This window comes from Klebsiella sp. CTHL.F3a (assembly GCF_019890895.1).
Lineage (GTDB): Bacteria > Pseudomonadota > Gammaproteobacteria > Enterobacterales > Enterobacteriaceae > Klebsiella > Klebsiella grimontii.
This window is the reverse complement of record NZ_CP082360.1, coordinates 4,835,109-4,859,703: the sequence shown is the minus strand read 5'-3', so window position 1 is coordinate 4,859,703 and position 24,595 is coordinate 4,835,109. Positions and strand designations below refer to the sequence as shown.

Annotated in this window: 24 protein-coding genes, 2 tRNA genes and 1 rRNA gene; 19 read left to right on the top strand and 8 right to left on the bottom strand. The window is 53.6% G+C overall.

Translation table 11 applies throughout. From position 1 onward, the window contains the following. The first annotated feature begins 181 nt into the window (after positions 1-181). From rrf to dkgB, 3 genes are all read left to right on the top strand, one after another. A 5S ribosomal RNA gene (gene rrf, locus K7H21_RS22835) occupies positions 182-297 on the top strand. Positions 298-352: 55 nt separating this feature from the next. Then, positions 353-429: transfer RNA gene (locus K7H21_RS22830), tRNA-Asp, on the top strand. A 163-nt stretch (positions 430-592) separates the two neighbouring features. Continuing rightward, positions 593-1,396 (top strand): 2,5-didehydrogluconate reductase DkgB, encoded by an 804-nt coding sequence (dkgB, locus tag K7H21_RS22825; RefSeq protein ID WP_142446309.1) that lies wholly within the window; start codon positions 593-595, stop codon positions 1,394-1,396. Between the two features lie 30 nt (positions 1,397-1,426). Here dkgB and yafC read toward each other — a convergent pair whose 3' ends face one another. Next, complete coding sequence (yafC, locus tag K7H21_RS22820; protein WP_004129153.1) at positions 1,427-2,329, bottom strand: DNA-binding transcriptional regulator YafC; 903 nt, start codon at positions 2,327-2,329, stop codon at positions 1,427-1,429. Positions 2,330-2,433: 104 nt separating this feature from the next. Here yafC and K7H21_RS22815 point away from each other — a divergent pair, with 104 nt between their 5' ends. From K7H21_RS22815 to K7H21_RS22805, 3 genes are all read left to right on the top strand, one after another. Beyond that, positions 2,434-3,624 (top strand): MFS transporter, encoded by a 1,191-nt coding sequence (locus K7H21_RS22815; RefSeq protein WP_004129154.1) that lies wholly within the window; start codon positions 2,434-2,436, stop codon positions 3,622-3,624. A 103-nt stretch (positions 3,625-3,727) separates the two neighbouring features. Continuing rightward, positions 3,728-4,525, top strand: coding sequence for an endonuclease/exonuclease/phosphatase family protein (locus tag K7H21_RS22810; RefSeq protein ID WP_024359141.1), 798 nt, complete (start codon positions 3,728-3,730; stop codon positions 4,523-4,525). Positions 4,526-4,611: 86 nt separating this feature from the next. Then, positions 4,612-5,382 carry a class I SAM-dependent methyltransferase gene (locus K7H21_RS22805; protein ID WP_004129155.1) on the top strand — a complete coding sequence of 257 codons (771 nt, stop codon included), beginning with the start codon at positions 4,612-4,614 and terminating at the stop codon, positions 5,380-5,382. Positions 5,383-5,439: 57 nt separating this feature from the next. Here the strand turns inward: K7H21_RS22805 and mltD are convergent, their stop codons facing one another. Both mltD and gloB read right to left on the bottom strand, forming a co-directional pair. Then, on the bottom strand, positions 5,440-6,807 hold the full coding sequence (gene mltD, locus K7H21_RS22800; protein ID WP_004129156.1) for a murein transglycosylase D: 1,368 nt from the start codon (positions 6,805-6,807) through the stop codon (positions 5,440-5,442). A 71-nt stretch (positions 6,808-6,878) separates the two neighbouring features. Beyond that, on the bottom strand, positions 6,879-7,634 hold the full coding sequence (gene gloB / locus K7H21_RS22795) for a hydroxyacylglutathione hydrolase (RefSeq protein ID WP_004129157.1): 756 nt from the start codon (positions 7,632-7,634) through the stop codon (positions 6,879-6,881). Between the two features lie 32 nt (positions 7,635-7,666). Between gloB and K7H21_RS22790 the strand changes: the two genes are divergently transcribed. Continuing rightward, complete coding sequence (locus K7H21_RS22790; RefSeq protein WP_142473614.1) at positions 7,667-8,389, top strand: class I SAM-dependent methyltransferase; 723 nt, start codon at positions 7,667-7,669, stop codon at positions 8,387-8,389. On the opposite strand, the gene rnhA is transcribed toward K7H21_RS22790, so the two are convergent. Continuing rightward, positions 8,386-8,853 (bottom strand): ribonuclease HI, encoded by a 468-nt coding sequence (rnhA, locus tag K7H21_RS22785; protein ID WP_004129160.1) that lies wholly within the window; start codon positions 8,851-8,853, stop codon positions 8,386-8,388. The two genes, K7H21_RS22790 and rnhA, sit on opposite strands and share 4 nt — an antisense overlap. A 65-nt stretch (positions 8,854-8,918) precedes the next feature. On the opposite strand from rnhA, the gene dnaQ reads away from it, so the two are divergent. Together dnaQ and K7H21_RS22775 are read left to right on the top strand one after the other, a co-directional pair. Next, positions 8,919-9,650: a DNA polymerase III subunit epsilon gene (dnaQ, locus tag K7H21_RS22780; RefSeq protein WP_004133854.1), complete on the top strand. Its 732-nt coding sequence runs from the start codon at positions 8,919-8,921 to the stop codon at positions 9,648-9,650. 132 nt (positions 9,651-9,782) lie between these two features. Then, positions 9,783-9,859, top strand: a tRNA-Asp gene (locus K7H21_RS22775). A gap of 247 nt (positions 9,860-10,106) precedes the next feature. Here the strand turns inward: K7H21_RS22775 and K7H21_RS22770 are convergent. After that, complete coding sequence (locus K7H21_RS22770) at positions 10,107-10,877, bottom strand: amidohydrolase (RefSeq protein ID WP_087828258.1); 771 nt, start codon at positions 10,875-10,877, stop codon at positions 10,107-10,109. A 183-nt stretch (positions 10,878-11,060) separates the two neighbouring features. Next, positions 11,061-13,505 (bottom strand): acyl-CoA dehydrogenase FadE, encoded by a 2,445-nt coding sequence (gene fadE / locus K7H21_RS22765; protein WP_004129165.1) that lies wholly within the window; start codon positions 13,503-13,505, stop codon positions 11,061-11,063. Positions 13,506-13,743: 238 nt separating this feature from the next. Here fadE and lpcA point away from each other — a divergent pair, with 238 nt between their 5' ends. Together lpcA and K7H21_RS22755 are read left to right on the top strand one after the other, a co-directional pair. Next, positions 13,744-14,325: a D-sedoheptulose 7-phosphate isomerase gene (gene lpcA / locus K7H21_RS22760; protein WP_004099149.1), complete on the top strand. Its 582-nt coding sequence runs from the start codon at positions 13,744-13,746 to the stop codon at positions 14,323-14,325. A gap of 209 nt (positions 14,326-14,534) precedes the next feature. After that, positions 14,535-15,302 carry a class II glutamine amidotransferase gene (locus tag K7H21_RS22755; protein WP_004129167.1) on the top strand — a complete coding sequence of 256 codons (768 nt, stop codon included), beginning with the start codon at positions 14,535-14,537 and terminating at the stop codon, positions 15,300-15,302. Here the strand turns inward: K7H21_RS22755 and dpaA are convergent. Further along, a complete protein-coding gene (gene dpaA / locus K7H21_RS22750; RefSeq protein WP_004129169.1) occupies positions 15,273-16,013 on the bottom strand; it encodes a peptidoglycan meso-diaminopimelic acid protein amidase in 741 nt (246 codons plus the stop codon). The genes K7H21_RS22755 and dpaA overlap by 30 nt on opposite strands. Positions 16,014-16,426: 413 nt before the next feature. Here dpaA and K7H21_RS22745 point away from each other — a divergent pair, with 413 nt between their 5' ends. The 7 genes from K7H21_RS22745 to nqrM are packed head-to-tail and all read left to right on the top strand — an operon-like array spanning position 16,427 to position 22,486. Next, entirely contained in the window at positions 16,427-17,770 is a 1,344-nt protein-coding gene (locus tag K7H21_RS22745; RefSeq protein WP_223035388.1) for a Na(+)-translocating NADH-quinone reductase subunit A, read from the top strand. Between the two features lie 3 nt (positions 17,771-17,773). Beyond that, positions 17,774-19,012 carry an NADH:ubiquinone reductase (Na(+)-transporting) subunit B gene (locus K7H21_RS22740; RefSeq protein ID WP_004129175.1) on the top strand — a complete coding sequence of 413 codons (1,239 nt, stop codon included), beginning with the start codon at positions 17,774-17,776 and terminating at the stop codon, positions 19,010-19,012. Continuing rightward, on the top strand, positions 19,005-19,799 hold the full coding sequence (locus K7H21_RS22735; RefSeq protein ID WP_004129178.1) for a Na(+)-translocating NADH-quinone reductase subunit C: 795 nt from the start codon (positions 19,005-19,007) through the stop codon (positions 19,797-19,799). The genes K7H21_RS22740 and K7H21_RS22735 overlap by 8 nt, the downstream gene beginning before the upstream one ends. After that, positions 19,792-20,430: an NADH:ubiquinone reductase (Na(+)-transporting) subunit D gene (locus tag K7H21_RS22730; protein ID WP_004099162.1), complete on the top strand. Its 639-nt coding sequence runs from the start codon at positions 19,792-19,794 to the stop codon at positions 20,428-20,430. Before K7H21_RS22735 ends, K7H21_RS22730 begins: the two co-directional genes overlap by 8 nt. 6 nt (positions 20,431-20,436) lie before the next feature. Beyond that, positions 20,437-21,033, top strand: a complete 597-nt coding sequence (gene nqrE / locus K7H21_RS22725) for an NADH:ubiquinone reductase (Na(+)-transporting) subunit E (RefSeq protein WP_004129181.1) — start codon at positions 20,437-20,439, stop codon at positions 21,031-21,033. Between the two features lie 11 nt (positions 21,034-21,044). Further along, the gene (gene nqrF, locus K7H21_RS22720) at positions 21,045-22,268 is read left to right on the top strand and encodes an NADH:ubiquinone reductase (Na(+)-transporting) subunit F (protein ID WP_004129183.1); all 1,224 of its coding nucleotides are present in this window, start codon (positions 21,045-21,047) and stop codon (positions 22,266-22,268) included. 2 nt (positions 22,269-22,270) lie between these two features. Further along, positions 22,271-22,486, top strand: a complete 216-nt coding sequence (gene nqrM / locus K7H21_RS22715; protein ID WP_049114465.1) for a (Na+)-NQR maturation NqrM — start codon at positions 22,271-22,273, stop codon at positions 22,484-22,486. 33 nt (positions 22,487-22,519) lie between these two features. Here nqrM and K7H21_RS22710 read toward each other — a convergent pair whose 3' ends face one another. Next, positions 22,520-23,377, bottom strand: a complete 858-nt coding sequence (locus K7H21_RS22710; protein ID WP_004129188.1) for a glycerophosphodiester phosphodiesterase family protein — start codon at positions 23,375-23,377, stop codon at positions 22,520-22,522. A gap of 159 nt (positions 23,378-23,536) precedes the next feature. Here K7H21_RS22710 and dinB point away from each other — a divergent pair, with 159 nt between their 5' ends. Then, a complete protein-coding gene (gene dinB, locus K7H21_RS22705; RefSeq protein ID WP_004129190.1) occupies positions 23,537-24,592 on the top strand; it encodes a DNA polymerase IV in 1,056 nt (351 codons plus the stop codon). The last annotated feature ends 3 nt before the right edge of the window (positions 24,593-24,595 follow it).

Sequence of the window (24,595 nt, the reverse complement as noted above, 5' to 3'; positions counted from 1 at the left end):
GCGGATTTGAGAAGACAACAATTTCAGCATTGATTCAGAGTTGAGTACGCAATAATTTGCGCAGCAGCAAGGCGACAAGCGAAGGAAAGGAAGGAGCATACAGAAGTATGTGACTGAGTTTGCGAGCGCGGGCAACGCGGCAGATGCGATAAAGAATTGCGTACTGAGCACAAAGAATTTGCCTGGCGGCGATAGCGCGGTGGTCCCACCTGACCCCATGCCGAACTCAGAAGTGAAACGCCGTAGCGCCGATGGTAGTGTGGGGTCTCCCCATGTGAGAGTAGGGAACTGCCAGGCATCAAATTAAGTAGTAAGCCGGTGCATTAATCCGGTGGTTACAGAAGTATTCGGTGGAGCGGTAGTTCAGTCGGTTAGAATACCTGCCTGTCACGCAGGGGGTCGCGGGTTCGAGTCCCGTCCGTTCCGCCACTTATTAAAAGCCCTGAGCATTTGCTCAGGGCTTTTTCTTTATCTGTCGTTTAATTATTGCTTTTTTAGCAAATATCCTCTGCATTTAGCACTCTTTTTCTCAATCTTCTCGTTGGTCATAATTGTTCTCGTTAACTGATATGAATGAATAAAGAGGAAAGTCATGACAATCCCTGCATTTGGTCTTGGGACCTTCCGTCTGAAAGATGACGTGGTTATTGCATCTGTAAAAACGGCGCTTGAACTGGGCTATCGCACCATTGATACCGCGCAAATCTATGATAATGAAGCTGCTGTGGGCCAGGCGATTGCAGAAAGCGGCGTTGCGCGCGATGAACTGTTCATCACCACCAAGATCTGGATTGAGAATCTCAACAAAGAGAAGCTGATCGCCAGCCTGAAAGAGAGTCTGCAGAAGCTGCGTACTGACTATGTCGACCTGACGTTAATCCACTGGCCGTCGCCAAACGATGCCGTTGCGGTTGAAGAGTTTATGGCCGCGGTGCTGGAAGCGAAAAAACAGGGGCTAACCCGGCAGATTGGTATCTCTAACTTCACAATTCCGCTGATGGAGCGCGCAATTGCTGCCGTTGGCGCGGAGAACATCGCGACCAACCAGATTGAACTTTCCCCGTATCTGCAGAACCGTAAAGTGGTTGATTGGGCACGTGAACACGGCATCCACATCACCTCTTATATGACGCTGGCCTACGGTAAGGCGCTGAAAGATGAAGCGATCGCACGTATCGCGGCAAAATACGATGCTACGTCGGCACAGGTTATCCTGGCCTGGGCAATGGGCGAAGGTTATGCGGTAATCCCATCTTCGACTAAGCGCGAAAACCTGGCAAGCAATCTTAAAGCTCAGGATCTGCAGCTGGATGAAGACGATCGCCAGACGATCGCCGCGCTGGACTGCAACGATCGTCTGGTTAGTCCGGACGGTCTGGCGCCTGAATGGGACTAATTTAATCCCCATCGTTACTCTACAACCCTGTTACAGCTCCTTCGGGAGCTGTTTTACATGTTCGCTAAGAAAGTCGATAAAGGCTCTGATCCGCGTGCTTACGGCCCTGTCGCTGTAGTAAACCGCACTAAACGGCATTTCAATCGGCAACCGTTTGTCAGCCAGCAGCTCGACAAACGCCCCTTCAGCAAGCTCCTTATCCACCATATAGTCCGACAGACAGGCGATTCCGTTACCGGCCAGGCATAGCTGCTTAAGCGTTTCTCCGCTATTGGAAGATATCTCGCTTTCGATTTCAAGCAGCTGACCATCGCAGCAGGAGATTGGCCATGTATTCAATGAAACGGGTTCGCTAAAGCCCAGACACTGATGATGTTTTAGCTCAGCGACGCTTTGCGGCGTTCCATGGCGAGCAAGATAGTCCGGTGAAGCAATAATTTTGCGGTAGCTATTAAACAATGGCCTGGCGCGCAGGCTGGAGTCGGTCAGCGTGCCGGCGCGGATCGCGACATCGACTTTCCGCTCGATCAGATTGATAAAGGTTTCTGACGAGACCAGCGTAAGGTTCATCTCCGGGTAGCGCTCGCGAAAAGGTCTTATCAAAGGCATCAGGAAATGCAGGATCACCGGCGTTGCGGCATCAACACGTAACAGGCCTCTTGGCGTCGTGCGGCTCTCCAGAAGCTCATTCTCGGCTGCGGCCATTTCCTGAAGCACAACCTGCATGCGACGGAAATAACGCTCCCCCTCTTCGGTCAGGCTTAGCTGACGGGTCGTACGATTAAGCAGGCTCACGCCGAGCTTTGATTCGAGCTTTTTCACCGCCCGGCTGACGGCGGAATTAGCCTGACCTAGTTGTTCGGCTGCGCGACTAAAGCTGCCGCTCTCAACCACGGCGACAAAAATGGCGATTTCTTCTGAGGTAGCTCTCATTATTGCACCTGTGGCAAAATTCTATTGATACTTTGGCTATTTTTGTTATTAAAACACCTCTTCATACTACGTGTCATCTTAATCATGTTGATACGGAGTACATTATGCCGCTGGCGCTACTTGCCTTAACTATCGGTGCCTTTGCTATTGGCACGACCGAATTTGTCATCGTGGGCCTGGTGCCCACCATTGCAGAACAACTTGCTATTTCGCTTCCCTCTGCGGGGCTGCTGGTTTCTATCTATGCACTTGGCGTGGCGATCGGCGCCCCGGTGCTCACCGCGCTGACCGGGCGGATGCCGCGTAAGCAACTGCTGCTGGCGTTAATGGCGCTGTTTACCGCCGGTAACCTGCTGGCCTGGCAGGCGCCAGGTTATGAAACTTTGGTTCTGGCGCGCCTGCTGACGGGGCTGGCGCATGGGGTATTCTTTTCGATCGGCTCGACAATTGCGACCAGCCTGGTACCGAAAGAGAAAGCGGCTTCGGCGATTGCGATTATGTTTGGCGGTCTGACCGTTGCGCTAGTGACCGGCGTGCCTTTAGGTACCTTTATCGGCCAACACTTTGGCTGGCGTGAGACGTTCCTCGCCGTGTCGATCCTTGGCGTCATCGCGTTAATGAGCAGCCTTATTCTGGTGCCGAATAACATTCCTGGACGCATCAGCGCGGGATTGCGCGCCCAGCTGCAGGTTCTGACCCATCCTCGTTTACTGATTATCTACGCCATTACTGCTTTGGGATATGGCGGCGTATTTACCGCTTTTACCTTCCTGGCGCCGATGATGCAGGATCTTGCCGGATTTAGCCCGGCGGCCGTTAGCTGGATCCTCCTGGGTTACGGTGTTTCTGTGGCGGTGGGCAACGTATGGGGCGGAAAGCTGGCGGATAAACACGGCGCCGTGCCTGCGCTGAAGCTGATTTTTGCCGCGTTAGTTGCTTTACTTCTGATCTTTCAATTTACGGCCAGTTTGCAGTATGCGGCGCTGGCGACGGTATTGGTGATGGGCATCTTTGCTTTTGGTAACGTTCCGGGCCTGCAGGTGTACGTGGTGCAGAAAGCGGAGCAGTATACCCCTGGCGCGGTTGACGTTGCTTCTGGCCTGAATATTGCCGCCTTCAATATTGGGATTGCCTTAGGATCGGTGATTGGCGGTCAGACGGTAGAGCATTATGGTCTGACTCAGACGCCGTGGATTGGCGCGCTGATTGTTCTGGTCGCGCTGTTACTGGTGGTTCTCAGCGGGCGGCTCGATAGGCCTCGGCGCCGTGCTAAGGCTCTTTCCGTAGAAGGATAAAGGTTTCTGGCAAATTGCATTGAAAGTGTATACAAAAATCCCTATAACAGAAGAACCAGCTGCAGTCGGGCTGGTTTCCTGTTATCGAGGTTTGATGCCTAAATTGCGAAAGAATACCTATGCCATGCGCTATGTCGCCGGACAACCCGCGGAGAGAATCTTACCTCCGGGGTCGTTTGCTGGTATGACTCCGGCATTTCCGGCCGGGGTACCGTTAAGCTCGGATGAGAAAATCCGCGTTCTGGTGTGGAACATCTTCAAACAACAGCGCGCCGAGTGGAAATCCGTGCTTAATAATTTCGGTAAAGATGCTCACCTGGTGTTATTGCAGGAAGCGCAAACCACGCCTGAGTTAGTGAAATTCGCCACGTCCAACTATCTGGCCGCGGACCAGGTTCCTGCTCTGGTGCTCCCGCAACATCCTTCCGGGGTCATGACGTTAGCTTCCGCGCATCCCATTTACTGCTGCCCTCTGCGCGAACGAGAGCCTATCCTGCGGCTGGCAAAGTCAGCGTTGGTCACCGTTTACCCGTTACCGGATTCCCGTCTGCTGATGGTGGTGAATATCCACGCGGTCAATTTTAGTCTTGGCGTTGATGTCTACAGCAAACAGTTGCTGCCGATTGGCGACCAGATCGCCCATCACAGCGGGCCGGTGATAATGGCGGGTGACTTTAACGCCTGGAGCCGTCCGCGAATGAACGCTTTGTATCGCTTTGCGCGTGAAATGTCGCTGCGCGAAGTCCGCTTCTCTGACGATCAGCGCCGCCGCACTTTTGGTCGTCCGCTTGATTTTGTGTTTTATCGGGGGTTAAGCGTGCACGATGCTTCCGTGCTGGTGACCCGCGCCTCCGATCACAACCCTCTACTAGTCGAATTCAGTCCCGGCAAGCCTGATTAATTAAGGTACATCAGGCCTGCCATGGGGCAGGCCTGCGTATGCATGGTGCTGCCTTTATTACTCAAAAAAAACCGAAGGACAATGCAATGACAACACGCTCTCATCATGACAACGTTGAAAAACAGTTTGGCTCACAGGCCAGCGCCTACCTGAGCAGTGCCGTACACGCTTCAGGGCGCGATCTGCAGCGACTGGCCGAACGGCTGGCGGACTTCCCTCAGGCCCACGTGCTGGATATGGGATGCGGTGCCGGACACGCCAGCTTTGCGGCGGCAGGGCAGGTTGCCCAGGTAACGGCATATGATTTATCCAGCCAGATGCTGGAGGTGGTGGCTCAGGCCGCAAGGGATAAAGGTTTTACTAATATTGCCACGCAGCAGGGCTATGCCGAATCTTTGCCTTTCGCTGATGCCAGCTTTGATGTCGCGATCAGCCGTTATTCTGCGCATCATTGGCATGATGTTGGCCAGGCATTGCGTGAAGTGAAGCGGGTGCTGAAACCGGGCGGAGTGATGATTATTATGGATGTGATGTCTCCCGGTCACCCTGTTCGCGACGTCTGGCTGCAGACGGTTGAGGCGCTGCGCGATACCTCCCATGTTCGCAACTACTCCAGCGGCGAATGGCTGACAATGGCGAGTGAGGCCGGTTTGGTGATAAATCATCTGCTGACCGATCGCCTGCCTCTGGAGTTCAGCTCCTGGGTCGCGCGGATGCGGACGCCAGCGGCGCTGACGGAAGCGATTCGTTTATACCAGGAGAGCGCATCGGCGGAGGTCAAAGCCTATTTTGCCTTGCAGCAGGATGGTTCTTTCACCAGCGATACGATTATGTTTGAGGCCCATAAGGCCATCTAACGCAGAGATAAAACAAAAGGCACCGCATGGGTGCCTTTTTTAATGCCTGCTGAATCATCAGGATTCTGGTCTGTCGCTGTTTTTCACAAACAGCGTCAGCTGATCGCCAGGTTTCAGGTTGCCGGTATCGCTGTTCCAGCGCATCACATCGCGGATGTTCACGCCATGACGTTTCGCAATGCTCGACAGAGAGTCGCCTTTACGTACGCGATAGGTAATGCTATCGCTATTGTTCGCCAGACGTTCCGCGCTGCTGCCTGCGCCAATCACCAGATTCTGACCGACCTTCAGGTTAGAACCGCGAATACCGTTCCACTGCTGCAGATCTTTCGTTGATACGCCGAGACGCGATGCAATGCCGGAGATGGTGTCACCGGAGCGCACCTGGTAGCTGCGGCTGGTCAACGGCTTGTTGTCAGCCAGCAGCGTCGGCTGCACGGCGGCAATATCACCTGAGGCCAAAGATTCACGCAGCTGCGCTGCATGCTTCTGCGGTACCAGTACGTAATTGGGGCCGTTTGCACCCAGAGTCGACCCCTTCACGCCGGCATTGAACGTTTTCAACTTGCTGACGGGCATTCCTGCCATATCCGCCAACTGTGAAATCTCAACCGGACTGTCGAGGCGTACACGCGCCAGGGCACGGCTTTCGTCTGCCGTCGGCAGCCTTACGCCATACCGCTTGCTGTTCTTGAGTATATCGCTCAGGGCCAGCATTTTTGGTACGTATATTTTGGTTTCCTGCGGTAATGACAGCGACCAGAAATCGGTGGGTTTACCCCGTGATTTGTTCGCTTTGATAGCCTTCATTACCCGGCCTTCGCCACTGTTATATGCTGCGACAGTTAACAACCAGTCGCCGTCGAACATTTTGTTCAGACGTTGCATCATGTTTAACGCTGCCGTGGTTGAGGCAACGATATCACGACGCGCATCGTAACTGCGGGTCTGTTTCAAACCATAATTGCGCCCGGTGCTCGGAATGATCTGCCAAATGCCTGCGGCATTGGCGCCAGACGTTGCGTGCGGGTCAAAAGCGCTCTCCACTATGGGTAGTAATACCAGCTCCATTGGCATGTTACGTTTCTTAACTTGCCCGGCTATCCAGTACATATACGGCTCTGCACGTAAAGTTACATCGTGGAGATAGCTCTTATTTCTTAAGTACTTCTGTTTTTGTTCGCGAATCCGGACGTTTTCCGGAATTCCCATCTTTAGCTCGTCGCCTATCGAAGTCCACAGATCCTGGTCTTGCGCGTAGAAGGTTCCATCATCTAACCAGCGCGCTCGACTTGTGAACTTGCTTGCTTCCCCTTGACTCGCTGCAGAAAGGCTCTGTGCGTGCTGTTGTACGGTGCCATCGTTCTTAGACGCCTGGCACCCCACCAGCAGGACAGAGGCGAGTAAAATCGCTCGTGCCTTCATGTGTGTGTCAATAGTTGCTTAAAAGACGAGCAAGGATAACGGTGAAGTCGGCTGAAGACAAGAATTAAATATCAGAAGTCGTCTTTCTTTGACCTTAACCATGCAAATCGCTGAGCAGAGTGTTGCAAATTTGTTTCTTTGCTAATTTCTTTAATTAAATCAGCATCATCTGTGCGCAGAAATAAATTTATACGCCGCTCATTTTTCAGAATTACGGGGAGTGTTTTTTGGTTTTTTGCACGTAACTCATTAACTTTGTGATAGTAATCATTTATATCCCTATCATGGGGAAGGATGCTCATTGCAAACTTCATATTTGCTAAAGTGTACTCATGCGCGCAACATATTAATGTTTCATCAGGGAGGGCGTTAATCTTCTTAAATGATTGATACATCTGCTCTGCAGTCCCTTCGAACAGTCTACCGCAGCCGCCGGAAAACATTGTATCGCCACAAAATAGATAAGGTGCGCTGAAGAAACAGATGTGTCCTAAAGTGTGACCTGGCGTGGCAAAAATAGAAAATTCACGGCCCAAAACAGAGATGCTTTCTCCGTCCTTGACGATGCGGGTTGTACCTTTATCCTGGGTTTCTGCCGGTCCGTAAACCGCTATAGCCGGAAATTTTTCCCGCAGTTGTTTTACGCCGCCAACGTGGTCGTGGTGATGATGCGTCAACAGGATAGCTTCCGGCTGCCAGCGGTTTTGTTCAATGGCGGCGAGCACTGGAGCGGCTTCGCCCGGGTCGACTATCAGGCAACGCCCGCTATCTTCACTAAGAACCCAGATGTAGTTGTCCTGAAATGCGGGAATACTGATAAGATTCATAAATTACCTCTAATGCGTAGCGGAAGGTTGCGATGAAGCCGGCAAGGATACCTCAAACAGTTACAGCGCCAGAGCACTGGTCCAGCATGCCGTGGGGCGAATACTACCGCGAATCGCTGGAACGGCAGATGAAGCCCTGGCTCGCTAAATTATATGGCTTTCATTTACTTAAGATTGGCAATCTGAGCGCGGAAATCAATACCGAATCCTGCGCGATTTCCCATCAGGTGAATGTCTCTTTACAAGGAAATCCTGTGCAGGTAAAGGCCGATCCGCTGCATTTGCCTTTTGCCGAGAAGTCGGTTGATGCCTGCCTGCTGGCGCATACCTTACCGTGGTGCAGCGATCCGCATCGACTGCTACGGGAAGCGGATAGAGTGCTGATCGACGATGGCTGGATAATTTTAACCAGTTTTAATCCCATGAGCCTGATGGGGTTACGTAAGCTGATGCCAGTGTTACGCAATAAGCCCCCCTATAACAGCCGCATGTTCACCTTAACGCGTCAGATGGACTGGCTGGGGGTGCTTAATTTTGAAGTTATGCACTATGGCGGCTATCAGGTCCTTCCCTGGTCGCGCCACGGGGGGAAAATGCTCAGTACGCATCTCCCGGCGTTGGGATGTCTGCAGCTGATTATTGCCCGTAAACGCACTATCCCGTTGACGCTAAACCCGATGAAATCGGGCAAAGCAAAAAAACGGATACCGCAGGCGGTAGGCGCCACGCGTCAGTGGCGCAAGGGGCAGAATTAGCTTTCCGCCTGATAACCGATGTCGTCCCGGGTTGGGTTAGATGCCGCCGCGCGCGCCAGTTCGTCGCAGCGTTCGTTTTCCGGATGCCCGGCGTGGCCTTTAACCCATTCCCATTTGATCTTGTGTTGACCCAGCGCGGCGTCCAGGCGCTGCCAGAGATCGACATTTTTTACCGGTTTCTTGTCCGCCGTCTTCCAGCCGCGTTTTTTCCAGTTGTGGATCCACTGCGTAATCCCCTGACGCACGTACTGGCTGTCGGTACTGAGGATGACTTCACAATGTTCTTTCAGCGCTTCCAGGGCGACGATGGCGGCCATCATCTCCATGCGGTTGTTCGTCGTAAGGTTAAAGCCTTCGCTAAAAGTTTTTTCTTTCCCGCGATAGCGTAAAATCGCACCGTAGCCGCCGGGGCCTGGATTTCCCAGGCAAGAACCATCGGTGAAAATTTCTACCTGTTTGAGCATCTCTGGTAGACTTCCTGTAATTGAAATCGATACGTAAAACGGTAAGTCTGACATAAATGACCGCTATGAGCACTGCAATTACGCGACAGATCGTTCTCGATACCGAAACCACCGGTATGAATCAGATTGGTGCGCACTATGAAGGGCACAAGATAATTGAAATCGGTGCGGTGGAGGTGATCAACCGCCGCCTGACCGGAAACAACTTCCACGTTTATTTAAAGCCGGACCGGCTGGTGGATCCTGAAGCGTTTGGCGTTCATGGTATTGCGGACGAATTCCTGATGGATAAGCCCGCGTTTGGCGATGTGGTCGATGAGTTCATCGACTATATCCGCGGGGCGGAGCTGGTCATCCATAACGCATCGTTTGATATCGGCTTTATGGATTATGAATTTGCGAAGCTGAATCGCGGAATTCCGAAGACGGATACCTTCTGTAAGGTGACCGACAGCCTGGCCCTGGCGCGTAAAATGTTCCCGGGCAAGCGTAACAGCCTTGATGCCCTCTGTTCACGTTATGAAATAGACAACAGCAAGCGAACGCTGCATGGCGCGTTGCTCGATGCCCAGATTCTTGCCGACGTCTATTTGATGATGACCGGCGGCCAGACGACGATGGCTTTCTCAATGGAAGGGGAAGGTCAGCAGCAGGCCGGAGAAATGGGCATTCAACGCGTTGTTCGCGCCGCCAGCAAATTACGGGTGGTTTATGCCTCCGATGAAGAGCTGATGAACCATGAATCGCGGCTCGATCTGGTGCAAAAGAAAGGCGGAAGCTGCCTGTGGCGTGCCTGATTTGCCCGTAAACGCGCTAAAAATAGCCTGATGGGCGATTTTTGCAGCAAGCGATTCAAAAATGAAGAAAAAGCGTTGACGGGGTAGAGGGGAATCCGTAATATTCGCCTCGTTCCCAAGGGAACAGTAAGTGGAGCGGTAGTTCAGTCGGTTAGAATACCTGCCTGTCACGCAGGGGGTCGCGGGTTCGAGTCCCGTCCGTTCCGCCACTATTCAGGAAGCCTGAATCAGCAATGATTCAGGCTTTCGTCGTTCTGGCCCGTGCCGTTTCCTGAGCCAGGCCTTCAGACACGCTTCCATCCCCTCGACAATATGCCGGACTCACGGCGCAGCCTGCATGCCTTGCGCAAACCGCATTGATGGGTGACAGGTAAACTTTATTTGGCTTTACTGCCGGGGCCCAACGCGCGTTTGCGGCATAAGAAAGGGAGCCCTGGCTCCCCGGGTTTGCTTGCCTTAGTTGAGCGTGAAGGGGTCCGCGTCCTGCCAGGCCGGAAACTTCTCGCGATACTCTTTTAGCGACGTCAGCGAAAGCTCAGCATCCAGGCGAGTCGCCTGATGCGGCTCAGCCGTGGCGATAATCTCGCCCTGCGGGGTAATTATCCGGCTATCGCCCCGATAATGGTGCCCGTTGCCATCGGTGCCGACGCGATTGCACCCGGCTACATAAGCCTGATTTTCGATAGCCCTGGCGACAAGCAGCGACTGCCAGTGCATTGAGCGTGGGGCGGGCCAGTTGGCAACGTACAGCGCTAAATCGTAGTCGTTATGGTTGCGTGACCACACCGGGAAACGCAGGTCGTAGCACACCAGCGGCAGAATTCTCCAGCCGCGCCATTCAAAAATAACCCGTTCGTTACCCGCCTCGTAATGATGATGTTCATCCGCCATGCGAAACAGGTGTCGTTTATCATAGAAATGGATTTGACCGTTGGGCTCAACTAGCAAAAAACGGTTAACCGGACCGCGGTCCGTTTGTAGCGCGGCGCTACCGGCAATCAGCGCGTTGGTTTGCGCGGCTTTAGCTTCCATCCAGGTAACCACTTCCTCTTGCGATAGCGACTGTTTTGCTGCCTCCATCGCGAAGCCGGTGGTAAACATTTCGGGTAAAACAATGAGGTCACGCCCGGTTATCCCTTCCAGTTGACGATCGAAATGGCGCAGGTTGGCGGGACCATCCATCCACACCAGCGGTTGTTGTAAAAGGGTAATTTTCAGTCCGGGCACGGTGGTGAACTCCAGTATGATGAGAGGAATTATAATGACTTTAACACCATATCAGCCGACGGACGGCTCAGGGAATATTTTGTAAAAGAATGACAGCCCTGGAAATACCTTCCGCTGAATTGTCAGAAAAAAGAGAGGCGGGGAAATCCCCGCCTCGATCGTGATGTGTTTATTTTTTCGTTTTTAAGCCGCTTCGATCTTGCGCACTTTCTCCGGCAGCTTTACCGGGCGGGTCGCCAGTTCATCCGGGGCAAAATCGTCGACGTTTATGCTGCGCAGTCGGCTGGTTTCCGCACGGACCAGGATGTCCGCCTCTTCCTGATTGATTAACCCTTTTGCCAGCGCATTACCGGCCAGTTCATCAAGACGCGTAAACGACAAATTCTTGCCCAGTTCTTTGCACAGTCGCTGGTGGATAGGGTCTGCTGCCATAACATCAAGCAGCGCCTCTTCCAGCAGGCCGACCGGGTTATGCTCGCTCGGCGTCAGATACTGACCGCGGCCGATACGGGAACGCGTCGCGCTCGGAACCTGCAGGATTTTCGCTACCTTATGATCCAGCTTGTCTGAAGGCGCCAGGTAGTGACGCCCGGTCGGGAAGATAGCCACGCGGAGCGCCCCGGCGACCAGACGATTCGGGAAGTTGACCAGCAGATCGTCAATCGCCTGTTCGGCCTGATACAGCGCATCCTGCACGCCCCAGTGAACCAGTGGTAAGTCCGCTTCGTTACGCCCCTCATCGTCATAGCGTTTCAGGACCGCCGACGCCAGGTAGAGCTGGCTCAGTACATCGCCCAGACGTGCAGAAATTCTTTCACGACGCTTCAGGCTACCACCCAGTACCGCCATTGAGACATCGGACAACAGAGCCAGGTTGGCGCTCAGGCGATTCATGTGCTGATAGTAACGACGAGTGGCATCGCGAGTCGGCGTGCTGCTGGTGAGACCGCGGGTCAGGCCCAGCCAGAAACTGCGTACCTTATTGCTGCCCACATGCCCGATGTGTTTAAACAGCAGCTTATCGAAAGCATTAACGTCGTTATTCTGCGCGGCCGCCATTTCATCCAGCACGTACGGATGACAGCGAATCGCTCCCTGACCGAAGATCATCATGCTGCGGGTCAGGATATTCGCCCCTTCAACGGTGATGGCGATCGGCGCGCCCTGATAGGCCCGCGCCAGGAAGTTTCCGGTGCCGAGCATAATGCCCTTACCACCGGTAATATCCATTGCGTCAATAATGGAGCGCTGACCACGGTGAGTACAGTGGTACTTCACAATTGCCGACAGTACCGCTGGTTTTTCGCCAAGCATGATGCCGTAGGTAATCAGCGAGGCGGCGGCATCCATTACGTAGGCGTTGCCTGCGATACGCGCCAGCGGTTCTTCGATCCCTTCCATTTTACCGATAGAGATTTTGAACTGACGGCGAATGTGTGCATAGGCGCCGGTAGCCATGGCGACGGATTTCAGGCCGCCGGTGGCGTTTGATGGCAGGGTGATGCCGCGTCCCACGGATAAACACTCAACCAGCATCCGCCAGCCCTGGCCGGCCATCGACGGGCCGCCAATAATGTAATCGATAGGAACGAAAATATCTTTCCCCTGGGTCGGGCCGTTCTGGAACGGAACGTTCAGCGGGAAATGCCGACGCCCAATTTCAACACCGGGGGTACTGGTGGGGATGAGCGCGCAGGTGATGCCCAGTTCCTCTTCTCCACCCAGCAGGCGATCTGGATCGGAGAGTTTAAACGCCAGTCCCAGCACGGTGGCGATAGGCGCAAGGGTGATGTAGCGTTTGTTCCAGGTCAGGCGCATTCCCAGCACCTGCTGGCCCTGCCATTCGCCCATGCAGACGACGCCGGTATCCGGAATGGCGCCGGCATCTGAACCCGCTTCCGGGCTGGTCAGTGCGAAGCAAGGAATCTCCTGACCGCGAGCCAGGCGCGGCAAATAGTGGTTTTTCTGTTCTTCTGTGCCGTAATGCTGCAGCAGCTCGCCCGGGCCTAATGAGTTCGGTACGCCGACGGTAATCGCCAGGATCCCGGAGACGCCCGACAGCTTTTGCAGGACGCGAGCCTGCGCGTAAGCGGAGAATTCCAGTCCGCCGTACTCTTTCTTAATGATCATCGCGAAGAAGCGATGCTCTTTCAGATAGGCCCACAGCTCCGGCGGCAGATCGGCCATCTCGTGGGTAATTTCGAAGTCGTTCGCCATACGGCAGGCTTCTTCGACCGGACCGTCAATAAAGGCTTGTTCTTCAGCGGTGAGGCGCGGCTGCGGATAGTTGTGCAGTTTCTGCCAGTCGGGGTTGCCACGAAACAGATCGCCTTCCCACCAGGTTGTGCCAGCGTCAATCGCTTCTTTCTCGGTGCGCGACATCGGCGGCATGACCTTACGGAAAGCGCGGAAGGCCGGGACTGAAATCATGGATTTACGCATCGGCGCAAGGTTGAACGGCAGTAAAACGATCGCCAGCGGAATGAGCAGCCAGATATTCCACAGCCCCGCAGCGCCGAGCGCGGCGGTCCAGACAAGTAAAATTGCGCTGCTGAGCAGCAGATTGATTCGGTGATAGAAGAGCGCACCGAGTAAAGCAACGGTTGCAACAATACTCAAAATCATCATAGAGAAATGCTCCCTGTCTTGTAGGAGGTCTGACCACTTGTGATGATATGGTTGTAGTGGATGTAATTTGTTTTAGCAATGTGTTTACAAAATAATTACAACCTTGCTCACATTGTTGTACGGAAATGCGGCACATAAAATCAAAAGCACAGGGGATTGCATCGCGTGCTGCTTCTCGCTGCGTCGGCTATCCGGTAAACTGCCTGGGTTATCCCACAAATACTGAAGGATTATCCTCATGTACCAGGATCTTATTCGTAACGAACTGAATGAAGCCGCTGAAACGCTGGCTAACTTTCTGCAGGACGAAGCCAACATTCACGCGATTCAGCGTGCTGCGGTGCTGCTGGCGGATAGCTTTAAAGCTGGCGGCAAAGTCCTTTCCTGCGGTAACGGCGGTTCGCACTGCGATGCGATGCATTTTGCGGAAGAACTGACCGGGCGCTATCGTGAAAACCGCCCAGGCTATCCGGCAATTGCGATTTCAGACGTGAGCCATCTCTCTTGCGTCAGCAATGATTTCGGATATGAATATGTTTTCTCTCGCTACGTAGAATCAGTGGGTCGTGCAGGCGACGTATTACTGGGGATCTCCACTTCGGGTAACTCCGGTAACGTAATCAAAGCGATCGAAGCCGCTCGCGCTCAGGGGATGAAAGTGATTACTCTGACCGGAAAAGATGGCGGTAAAATGGCGGGATCGGCGGATGTCGAAATTCGCGTACCGCATTTTGGCTACGCCGACCGCATTCAGGAAATTCATATTAAAGTGATTCATATTCTGATTATGTTGATCGAAAAAGAGATGGTTAAAGCTTAAAAGGCTAGTTTGTTAGCCATTTTGAACCCGGGCAGTGCTCAGACAAAACTCACCGAGTTTTGAACGCCCTTCAGGGCGGGCCGAAGGGGGAGCGTAGCGAATCATCCTCACGTACATGAAGTACGCTCCGGTTTCTGCGCGCTGGCCGTGTCCAAACTGACTGCACCAATAACGCCTTTTATGTTTCAGTAAGTTGTATGAGGTGATCTATGTGCGAACTGCTCGGGATGAGCGCGAATGTGCCAACTGATATTTGTTTCAGCTTTACCGGGCTGGTGCAGCGCGGTGGCGGAACCGGGCCGCATAAAGACGGCTGGGGCATTACTTTTTATGAAGGTAAGGGCTGTCGCACATTTAAAGATCCGCAGCCTAGCTTTCAGTCGCCCATAGCCAAGCTGGTGCAAGAATATCCTATCAAGTCCTGCTCGGTCATTGCCCATATTCGCCAGGCCAACCGGGGTATCGTTGCGCTGGAAAATACTCACCCCTTTACCCGGGAGCTATGGGGACGCAACTGGACTTATGCCCATAATGGTCAACTGGAAGGGTATGAGAATCTCGTGACGGGCAACCTGCATCCCATTGGGGAAACCGATAGCGAAAAAGCGTTTTGCTGGCTGCTGCACAGCATCACCGAGCGCTATCCGGAAATGCCGGGCGATATGGTGGAGGTATTCAGCTTTATCGCCACGCTTGCCGGAGAGCTGCGTGAAAAAGGCGTATTTAACATGCTGCTCTCCGATGGACGCTACGTGATGGCGTTCTGCTCGACGAATTTATACTGGATTACGCGACGGGCGCCGTTTGGCGTAGCGACGCTGCTGGATCAGGATGTAGAAATTGATTTTCAACGCGAGACCACACCGAATGATGTGGTCTCCGTTATCGCCACTCAGCCGCTGACCGGCAACGAAACCTGGAATAAAATTATGCCAGGCGAGTGGGCGTTATTTTGCCTCGGGGACCGAGTAGTTTGACGCGAGCTGCGGCTGCACAACTTCGTGGCTGAGCGGTTTGCTCACCACGTAGCGGCCATCGGCTACCGAAACCACCGGCGGCTTATGCGTCTGCCGGAAGTAGTCGTACCCGGGTTTAAGCTGCTGCCAGAAATCCGCGAAGTAGGAATATTTGTGACGCGCCATGTTGGCATCGGTCATGCGGAAAGGATAAATACTCACCTGAACGTTGGGTTGGCCGAAGACTAACGCGCCGGTGACGAACTGGAAGATTTCATCAATACCGGTATCGGTCATGGCGTAACAGCCAACGGATACGCAGGCACCGTGAATCATCAGATACTTCCCTTCATATCCATGCGCGCGATCGTAAGCGTTCGGGAAACCGATATTGATCGCTTTGTAGAAACGGCTGTCGGGTTTTAGCTGATTGCGGGAAACGTTATAGAAACCTTCGGGGCTCTTGAAATCGCCCTGGCGCTGCTTTGGACCGAGCCCGCCGGAGTAGTTACAGATCCGATAGCTGTCGAGAAGCTGGTATGTTTCGCCCATCTTGACGTAAAGATCGAGCATGCGCTCTTCTTTGAAGATCTCAATGTAGACCGGCGAACCCATGAGCTGCTGTTTGTACTCTTTGCTCATCGGTGTTGTCGAGCTGTTACTGCTAAGTAGCCCTGCGAATGAAACGCACGGCAACAGAAGCATCGCAATAAATAATGCGATTTTGCGCATACTACTTGTTCCTTGATAAAACAAATAACCACATTGCCAGGACGGCAAGAGAGACCCGAAATCAGAGTTTTCTGGTTTTAGAGCGCTCACATTAGCATCACGGCATTTTTTCGCAAGCACGATGTGCCACGTTTACGTTTTAGTTTTCCGTTATAGCGAATATTCAGGTAAAGCGCAGTCAGAACTTTGCGTAATAGCTCGCATTTTAGAACGACTTAATGGCAGTTTGTCTACAGGCGCTGCTCACGAAATGTTACACTTGCTCCGCTAAATACTCAGGGTAAGAAAGGATGCTTCTCTCCCGTCTTGTGAATTATCAGGACTACGATGTTCCTTTCTTCCTCTTATTTTCCATTAATTATGCTGGCCTCGGTCTGATGCCGGGGTTTACGTAACGGATACCTGCTAACGATATGATTAAAATCACGAAAGGGCTGAATTTGCCCATAGCTGGCATGCCATCACAGCAGATTTCTTCGAAGACTGCGGTCAAGCGCGTTGCGCTGTTGGGTGAAGAGTACATCGGTATGCGCCCTTCGATGGCGGTGCGTGAAGGAGACCGGGTACAAAAAGGTCAACTTCTGTTTGAAGATAAAAGAAATTCTGGCGTGCGATTTACTGCCCCTGCGAGTGGAACCATCAGCGCCATTCATCGCGGCGAACGGCGGGTACTGCAATCGGTCGTTATTGACGTAGATGGCGATGATGCCGTTCATTTTCCCCGCTATGAATTAGCCGATCTTGCCGCGTTGACGCGCGAGGCCGTGCAGCAGCAACTGATGGAGTCAGGGATGTGGACGGCGTTTCGCACCCGCCCTTTCAGCAAAATACCCGCGCCAGCCAGCGTTCCAGCGGCCATATTTGTCACCGCCATAGATACAAATCCACTGGCGGCAGACCCTCAGCCAATCATTCTGGCCCAGCGCGAGGCTTTTGACGCGGGCTTAACCCTGTTGACGCGGTTGACCGACGGTAAGGTCCACGTCTGCCAGGCCAGCGGTGGCAAGCTTGGCGGGCATCCCGTAGGCCAGGTGACCTTCAACCAGTTTGCCGGGCCGCATCCGGCCGGGCTGGTCGGGACCCACATCCATTTTCTCGAGCCGGTTAGCCTGAAAAAACAGGTCTGGCATCTTAACTATCAGGACGTTATCGCCGTTGGCAAATTGTTCCTTGAAGGGGAGTTGTCTAGCGAACGCATCGTTGCGCTCGGCGGCCCGCAGGTGAAAGAGCCTCGTTTATTAAAGACCTGCTCTGGCGCCAGCCTTGATGAACTGCTGGCAGATGAACTTCTGGATGATGAAAACCGCGTTATTTCTGGTTCAGTCCTCAGCGGAACGCATGCTCAAGGGCCCCATGCTTTTCTTGGCCGCTTTCATTTACAGATAAGCGTCGTAAAAGAGGGGCGTGAGAAAGAGCTGTTCGGCTGGGTAATGCCCGGGAAAGATAAATTTTCCATTACCCGCACCACGCTCGGCCATTTCATGAAGCGTAAGCTATTTAATTTCTCGACGAATACCAACGGCGGTGAGCGGGCGATGGTGCCGATTGGCAACTATGAGCGAGTGATGCCGCTGGATATTCTGCCCACCATGCTGCTGCGTGATTTGCTGGCGGGGGATACTGACAGCGCGCAGGCACTGGGCTGCCTGGAACTGGATGAAGAAGACCTGGCGCTTTGCACCTACGTATGTCCTGGCAAGTACGAATATGGCCCGGCATTGCGCAGCGTGTTAACCCAGATAGAGCAGGAAGGATAAGTGATGGGCTTAAAGAAACTGTTTGACAAAATTGAGCCGCACTTTACGCACGGCGGCAAGCTGGAAAAATACTATCCGCTGTTTGAAGCGACGGCGACGCTGTTCTACACCCCCGGGCAGGTCACGCGCGGCGCGGCGCACGTCAGAGACGCCATCGATCTCAAGCGGATGATGATTCTGGTGTGGTTTGCCGTTTTCCCAGCGATGTTTTGGGGTATGTATAACGTTGGCCTACAGACTATTCCGGCACTGCATAAATTATACGGTGCCGAGCAACTGCAGCAGGTTATCGCCGGGAACTGGCACTACAGCATCGCGCAGTGGTTGGGGGTGAACTTCACCGCTGACGCCGGTTGGCTCAGTATGATGACCCTGGGGGCGGTATTTTTCCTGCCTATCTACATCACCGTGTTTCTTGTCGGCGGGTTCTGGGAAGTCTTGTTTGCTATCGTGCGCAAGCACGAAATAAACGAAGGCTTCTTCGTGACGTCAATTCTGTTCGCGCTGATTGTGCCTCCATCGCTGCCACTATGGCAGGCCGCGTTCGGGATCACCTTTGGCGTCGTCATGGCCAAGGAGATTTTTGGCGGAACCGGGCGTAACTTTCTCAACCCGGCGCTGGCGGGGCGCGCGTTTTTATTCTTTGCCTGGCCGGCGCAAATTTCCGGCGACCTGGTGTGGACTGCGGCGGATGGTTTCTCCGGCGCGACGCCGTTATCTCAGTGGGCAAGCGGCGGCGGTGAATCGCTGGTTAACGTCTCTACCGGTCAGCCGGTAAGCTGGATGGACGCCTTCCTCGGCAATATACCGGGGTCGATTGGCGAAGTCTCGACGCTAATGATTCTCATCGGCGGCGCCATCATCATTTTTGGTCGCGTGGCCTCGTGGCGCATTGTCGCAGGGGTTTTCATCGGTATGGTGGCCACCGCGACGCTGTTTAACTTTATAGGCTCTGATACCAACCCGATGTTTGCCATGCCGTGGTACTGGCATCTGGTGCTCGGCGGTTTTGCCTTCGGCATGATGTTTATGGCGACGGACCCGGTGTCCGCGTCGTTTACGGATAAAGGTAAATGGAGCTACGGCCTGCTGATCGGTGTGATGTGCGTCCTGATTCGCGTGGTCAACCCGGCCTATCCGGAAGGGATGATGCTGGCGATCCTCTTCGCCAACCTCTTCGCGCCGCTGTTTGATTACCTGGTGGTGCGGGCCAATATTAAGCGGAGGAAATCGCGTGGCTGAGAATAAAAGTAACGATAGCATCGGCAAAACGCTGCTGGTGGTGCTGGTGCTTTGTCTGGTCTGCTCAATTGTGGTCGCCGGTTCTGCCGTGGGGCTAAAATCGCGCCAGCAGGAGCAGCGCGCTCTCGATAAACAGCGCAATATCCTGGCGGTTGCCGGTCTGATGAAGCAGGGAATGAGCGCAGATGAAGTGGCTGACATTTTTAAGGCCCATATCTCTCCGCGTTTAGTCGATTTAGCCAGCGGTGAGCTGCTGGATAAAGATCCGGGCAAGTTTAATCAAGCCCAGGCCCTGAAAGACCCTCAGCAGAGCTTACAGCTGGAGGCGAGTCAGGATCCTGCCGGTATCAAACGCCGCAGTAATATTGCCGAAATTTACCTGGTGCGCGATGAAAAGCAGCAGATTCAGGAAGTCGTACTGCCGATTTACGGTAACGGCCTGTGGTCGGTGATGTACGCTTTTGTTGCGCTGGAAACCGATGGCCGCACGGTCAAAGGGATCACCTATTACGAACATGGTGAGACGCCGGGGCTGGGCGGGGAAATTGAAAACCCCAACTGGCGCCAGCAGTTCGTTGGTAAACAAGTGCTTGATGATAAAGGGATGCCTGCGCTGAGAATCGTCAAAGGCGGCGCGCGTCCTGGCGACCTGCACGCCGTTGATGGCCTGTCGGGTGCAACGCTGACGTCAAACGGCGTGCAACATAGCTTTGATTTCTGGATGGGCAAACTCGGCTTTGGCCCATTCCTGCAAAAGGTGCGAGAAGGGGAGCTGAATAATGGCTGATTTGGGCGACATGAAAGAAATGAAGCGCGTGCTGGTGGGGCCGCTTATCGCTAATAACCCTATCACTCTGCAGGTTCTGGGCGTCTGCTCCGCGCTGGCGGTGACCACCAAGCTGGAGACCGCTTTTGTAATGACCATCGCGGTGACGCTGGTTACGGCATTCTCCAGCATGTTTATCTCCATGATTCGCCACCACATTCCGAATAGCGTGCGCATCATTGTACAGATGGCGATTATCGCTTCGTTGGTTATCGTCGTCGATCAGGTGCTACGCGCGTTTGCCTATGAGATTTCGAAACAGCTTTCGGTTTTTGTCGGTTTGATCATCACTAACTGTATCGTGATGGGGCGCGCCGAAGCCTATGCCATGAAGTCGCCGCCGTTGGCGAGCTTTATGGACGGTATTGGCAACGGTCTGGGATACGGGGCGATCCTAATCATTGTCGGTTTCCTGAGAGAGCTGATCGGCAGTGGTAAGCTATTCGGTATTACCGTGCTGGAAACGGTGCAGAACGGCGGCTGGTACCAGCCAAATGGTCTGTTTCTTCTGGCGCCCAGTGCGTTCTTCATTATCGGTTTGTTGATTTGGGCGGTGCGCAGCTGGAAGCCTGAACAACAGGAAAAGGAGTAACCGATTATGGCTCATTATATTAGCCTTTTTGTCCGCGCCGTATTTGTTGAAAATATGGCGCTGGCCTTCTTTCTTGGGATGTGTACTTTCCTCGCGGTATCGAAAAAGGTCTCGACCGCTTTCGGACTCGGCGTTGCGGTAACGGTCGTACTTGGGCTGGCGGTGCCGATCAATAACCTGGTGTATAACCTGGTGCTGCGCGACGGCGCGCTGGTGGAAGGCGTTGATCTGAGCTTTCTGAACTTTATTACCTTCATTGGCGTTATTGCCGCGCTGGTTCAGATCCTGGAGATGATCCTCGATAAGTACTTCCCGACGCTCTATAACGCGCTGGGGATCTTCCTGCCGCTCATTGCCGTCAACTGTGCGATTTTTGGCGGTGTCTCCTTCATGGTGCAGCGTGACTATAACTTAAGCGAGTCGATCGTTTACGGCTTAGGTTCCGGCATCGGCTGGCTGCTGGCAATTGTGGCGTTGGCGGGTATCCGTGAAAAAATGAAATACGCAAACGTGCCCGCGGGTCTGCGCGGGTTAGGGATCACCTTTATTACCACGGGTCTGATGGCGCTGGGCTTTATGTCATTCTCCGGTGTGCAGCTATAAGGGCGGAAAGTATGGAAATAATTCTTGGCGTAGTGATGTTCACGCTGATCGTCCTGGTGCTATCGGGGCTGATACTTGTCGCGCGTTCGAAATTAGTGAATGCGGGCGACGTGGTCATTGAAATCAATAACGAAGCGGATAAACAAATTCGTACTCCGGCCGGTGACAAGCTGCTGAATACGCTCTCCAGCAACGGAATCTTCGTTTCGTCGGCCTGCGGCGGCGGCGGCTCCTGTGGCCAGTGCCGGGTGACGGTGAAAGAGGGCGGCGGTGATATTCTGCCTACCGAACTCTCTCATATCACCAAGCGTGAGGCGAGAGAGGGCTGCCGTCTGGCCTGCCAGGTCGCGGTGAAGCAGAACATGAAAATTGAGCTGCCGGAGGAGATTTTTGGCGTTAAGAAGTGGGAGTGTGAAGTTATCTCGAATGATAACAAAGCCACTTTTATCAAGGAGCTGAAGCTGCGCGTGCCGGACGGTGACGCGGTTCCGTTCCGCGCCGGTGGATATATTCAGATCGAATGCCCCTCACACAAGGTTGCCTATGCCGACTTTGACGTTCCGGACGAGTATCGCGGCGACTGGGATAAATTTAACCTTTTCCGCTATGTCTCCGACGTGAAAGAACCAACGTTGCGCGCCTACTCCATGGCTAACTATCCGGAAGAGAAGGGCATCATCATGCTCAACGTGCGTATTGCCACGCCGCCGCCGCAGGTGCCTGATGCGCCGCCGGGGATTATGTCCTCGTATATCTGGTCGCTGAAGCCTGGTGATAAAGTGACGATCTCCGGGCCGTTTGGGGAGTTCTTTGCCAAAGAAACGCAGGCGGAGATGGTGTTTATCGGCGGCGGGGCAGGGATGGCACCGATGCGCTCGCATATTTTCGACCAGCTTAAGCGGCTACACAGTACACGTAAAATCAGCTTCTGGTACGGTGCGCGGTCTCTGCGAGAAATGTTCTATGATGATGAGTTTGAACAGCTTGCGCGGGAAAACCCGAACTTCACCTTCCACGTGGCGCTCTCCGATCCGCAGCCGGAAGATAACTGGACCGGCCATACTGGCTTTATTCATAACGTCCTGTATGAAAACTATCTGCGCGATCACCCGGCGCCGGAAGATTGTGAGTTTTACATGTGCGGTCCGCCGGTGATGAACGCCGCGGTCATCAAAATGCTTAAAGATCTCGGCGTTGAGGATGAAAACATCATGCTGGACGACTTTGGAGGCTGATGATGCTGACAGTATTTGTCGCGACCTTCGTGATTTTCGCGCTGGTTATCCTGGGAATGTCGCTTGGTTATCTGGTCAAGCGCAAAACGCTTCAGGGCAGCTGCGGCGGGATCTCATCGCTGGGTATGGAAAAGGTCTGCGACTGTCCTGAGCCCTGCGATGCGCGTAAAAAACGCATGGCTCGCGAAGCGCAGCGCAAACGGGATCGCATCATTTAAACAGCAGGCCGCCTTATCGCGGCCATTTACGATTTACCAGGTTTTCGCTTTCGCCGGCGAGTCTACCATCACGCCATCGGCGCCCAGTTCGCTTGCCTTACGAAAATCATCGGCACTATTAATGCCGAAGAAGACAACATGGGCTTTGCCCTGAGAGCGGAAACAGTCCATTGCTTCTTTATCCCAGGTGAGGGTTGCAGGCGACACGCCTTCGCCGAGGGTGAACTTCTCCACGATTTCTACCTTGCGTTTCAGCTCCAGACCGTACCAGTAGTCATCGCCCGGCTGTGTGGTTGGCTGGCACTGGTGGCTAAGGGAAATATTAGCCAGTTTCGTTCGCGTTTCGCCCCGGCTGACGAAATGGGGAATAGATTCTGGTAGCGCCGCGATATAGCGGTCTTCGGTGGAATAAACCCGCACGCGCGAGAGGCTATGGGTCGTTTGCAATACTTCACTAAGACGCGAAGCCATAATTGCCGGGTCGGCATCAGGCGATTTAATATCGATGTAAAAGAAGGTCTGTGGCCATTGCTCCAGCACTGATTGCAGCGTTGGAATGGTTGCATTTTTACCGCGCCAGGGGTGAGTTTCACCGCCCCATTTCCATCCCGCGTCCATGCGGGCCAGTTCGGCAGCGCTAAAGCTTGAGATCTTCCCGGTATGGTCAGTCAGGGCGGATAAATCGCTTGGGCGATATAAGACCGGAACGCCATCCTGGCTTAATTGTACCGTTATCCAAATCGCCTCGGCCTTATTCTCCAGCGCCAGTTTTATCGCAGGAAGGGTGTTTTCCGGCGCATCGCCGGTGCCTCCCCGATGAGCAATGAGCTGCGGCGCAGCGCAGGCGCTGCTGGCAATAAGCAAACCAAGCGCAGTAAGTATTGATTTCATGATTGCATTCACCTTATTCATTAATGTAACTATATGAAAAATAAATCATATTTGTTGCATTTTTATGTTGTAGCATGTTTTTTATGGCGAGGGTTTTAAAAAGATTAAATTTCGCCGACTTTTGCTATACTGTACGCATGTACAGTCTAAGGTTTGGCTATGCGTAAGATCATCCACGTTGATATGGACTGCTTCTTCGCGGCGGTGGAGATGCGGGACAACCCGGCACTGCGCGACATCCCTATCGCCATTGGCGGTAGCCGGGTGCAGCGCGGTGTGATCAGTACGGCCAACTATCCGGCGCGTAAATTCGGCGTGCGTAGCGCCATGCCCACCGCCACAGCGCTCAAGCTTTGTCCTCACCTGACGCTGCTTCCCGGCCGCTTTGATGCATATAAAGAGGCGTCGAACCATATCCGGGAGATTTTTTCCCGCTATACCTCGCTAATCGAGCCTTTATCGCTGGACGAAGCATATCTCGACGTTAGCGACAGCGTTCATTGTCAGGGGTCAGCGACGCTGATGGCGCAGGAGATCCGCGAGACCATCCATCGTGAGCTAAATTTGACCGCCTCCGCAGGCATTGCGCCGGTAAAATTTCTCGCAAAAATCGCCTCGGACCTGAATAAACCCAACGGCCAGTTTGTGATTGCGCCGCATCAGGTCGCGGAGTTTGTCAAAACGTTGCCGCTAGCGAAGATCCCGGGCGTCGGCAAGGTTTCCGCCGCGAAGCTGGAAAGCATGGGGCTGAGGACCTGTGAAGATGTACAAAACAGCGATCTGGCAATGTTGCTCAAACGCTTTGGTAAATTCGGGCGGATACTATGGGAGCGCAGCCAGGGGATTGATGAACGAGAAATCAGCAGCGAGCGCCAGCGCAAATCGGTGGGCGTTGAGCGAACCCTGATAGAGGATATCCATGAATGGGCGGAGTGTGAGTCGATTATTGAGAACCTCTATCCGGAGCTGGAACGGCGCCTGGCGAAGGTTAAACCGGATTTGCTGATCGCCCGGCAGGGGGTCAAGCTCAAGTTTAATGATTTCCAGCTCACCACCCAGGAGCATGTCTGGCCCCGATTGAATAAAGATGATTTGATCACCACTGCCCATAAAGCCTGGAACGAGCGGCGCGGAGGTCGGGGAGTCAGGCTGGTGGGGCTGCACGTGACGCTGCTCGATCCGCAACTGGAGCGACAATTGGTTCTGGGGTTATAACAA

What these genes read in the sequence shown, in the direction of transcription:
- nqrF (WP_004129183.1), top strand. Translation starts at nt 21,045, where the DNA reads ATGGAAATAATTCTTGGCGTAGTGATGTTCACGCTGATCGTCCTGGTG.
- K7H21_RS22710 (WP_004129188.1), bottom strand. Translation starts at nt 23,377, where the DNA reads ATGAAATCAATACTTACTGCGCTTGGTTTGCTTATTGCCAGCAGCGCC.
- K7H21_RS22730 (WP_004099162.1), top strand. Translation starts at nt 19,792, where the DNA reads ATGGCTGATTTGGGCGACATGAAAGAAATGAAGCGCGTGCTGGTGGGG.
- dnaQ (WP_004133854.1), top strand. Translation starts at nt 8,919, where the DNA reads ATGAGCACTGCAATTACGCGACAGATCGTTCTCGATACCGAAACCACC.
- fadE (WP_004129165.1), bottom strand. Translation starts at nt 13,505, where the DNA reads ATGATGATTTTGAGTATTGTTGCAACCGTTGCTTTACTCGGTGCGCTC.
- K7H21_RS22790 (WP_142473614.1), top strand. Translation starts at nt 7,667, where the DNA reads ATGAAGCCGGCAAGGATACCTCAAACAGTTACAGCGCCAGAGCACTGG.
- nqrM (WP_049114465.1), top strand. Translation starts at nt 22,271, where the DNA reads ATGCTGACAGTATTTGTCGCGACCTTCGTGATTTTCGCGCTGGTTATC.
- dinB (WP_004129190.1), top strand. Translation starts at nt 23,537, where the DNA reads ATGCGTAAGATCATCCACGTTGATATGGACTGCTTCTTCGCGGCGGTG.
- K7H21_RS22805 (WP_004129155.1), top strand. Translation starts at nt 4,612, where the DNA reads ATGACAACACGCTCTCATCATGACAACGTTGAAAAACAGTTTGGCTCA.
- dpaA (WP_004129169.1), bottom strand. Translation starts at nt 16,013, where the DNA reads ATGCGCAAAATCGCATTATTTATTGCGATGCTTCTGTTGCCGTGCGTT.
- K7H21_RS22740 (WP_004129175.1), top strand. Translation starts at nt 17,774, where the DNA reads ATGGGCTTAAAGAAACTGTTTGACAAAATTGAGCCGCACTTTACGCAC.
- K7H21_RS22745 (WP_223035388.1), top strand. Translation starts at nt 16,427, where the DNA reads ATGATTAAAATCACGAAAGGGCTGAATTTGCCCATAGCTGGCATGCCA.
- rnhA (WP_004129160.1), bottom strand. Translation starts at nt 8,853, where the DNA reads ATGCTCAAACAGGTAGAAATTTTCACCGATGGTTCTTGCCTGGGAAAT.
- dkgB (WP_142446309.1), top strand. Translation starts at nt 593, where the DNA reads ATGACAATCCCTGCATTTGGTCTTGGGACCTTCCGTCTGAAAGATGAC.
- K7H21_RS22755 (WP_004129167.1), top strand. Translation starts at nt 14,535, where the DNA reads ATGTGCGAACTGCTCGGGATGAGCGCGAATGTGCCAACTGATATTTGT.
- K7H21_RS22815 (WP_004129154.1), top strand. Translation starts at nt 2,434, where the DNA reads ATGCCGCTGGCGCTACTTGCCTTAACTATCGGTGCCTTTGCTATTGGC.
- nqrE (WP_004129181.1), top strand. Translation starts at nt 20,437, where the DNA reads ATGGCTCATTATATTAGCCTTTTTGTCCGCGCCGTATTTGTTGAAAAT.
- mltD (WP_004129156.1), bottom strand. Translation starts at nt 6,807, where the DNA reads ATGAAGGCACGAGCGATTTTACTCGCCTCTGTCCTGCTGGTGGGGTGC.
- gloB (WP_004129157.1), bottom strand. Translation starts at nt 7,634, where the DNA reads ATGAATCTTATCAGTATTCCCGCATTTCAGGACAACTACATCTGGGTT.
- lpcA (WP_004099149.1), top strand. Translation starts at nt 13,744, where the DNA reads ATGTACCAGGATCTTATTCGTAACGAACTGAATGAAGCCGCTGAAACG.
- yafC (WP_004129153.1), bottom strand. Translation starts at nt 2,329, where the DNA reads ATGAGAGCTACCTCAGAAGAAATCGCCATTTTTGTCGCCGTGGTTGAG.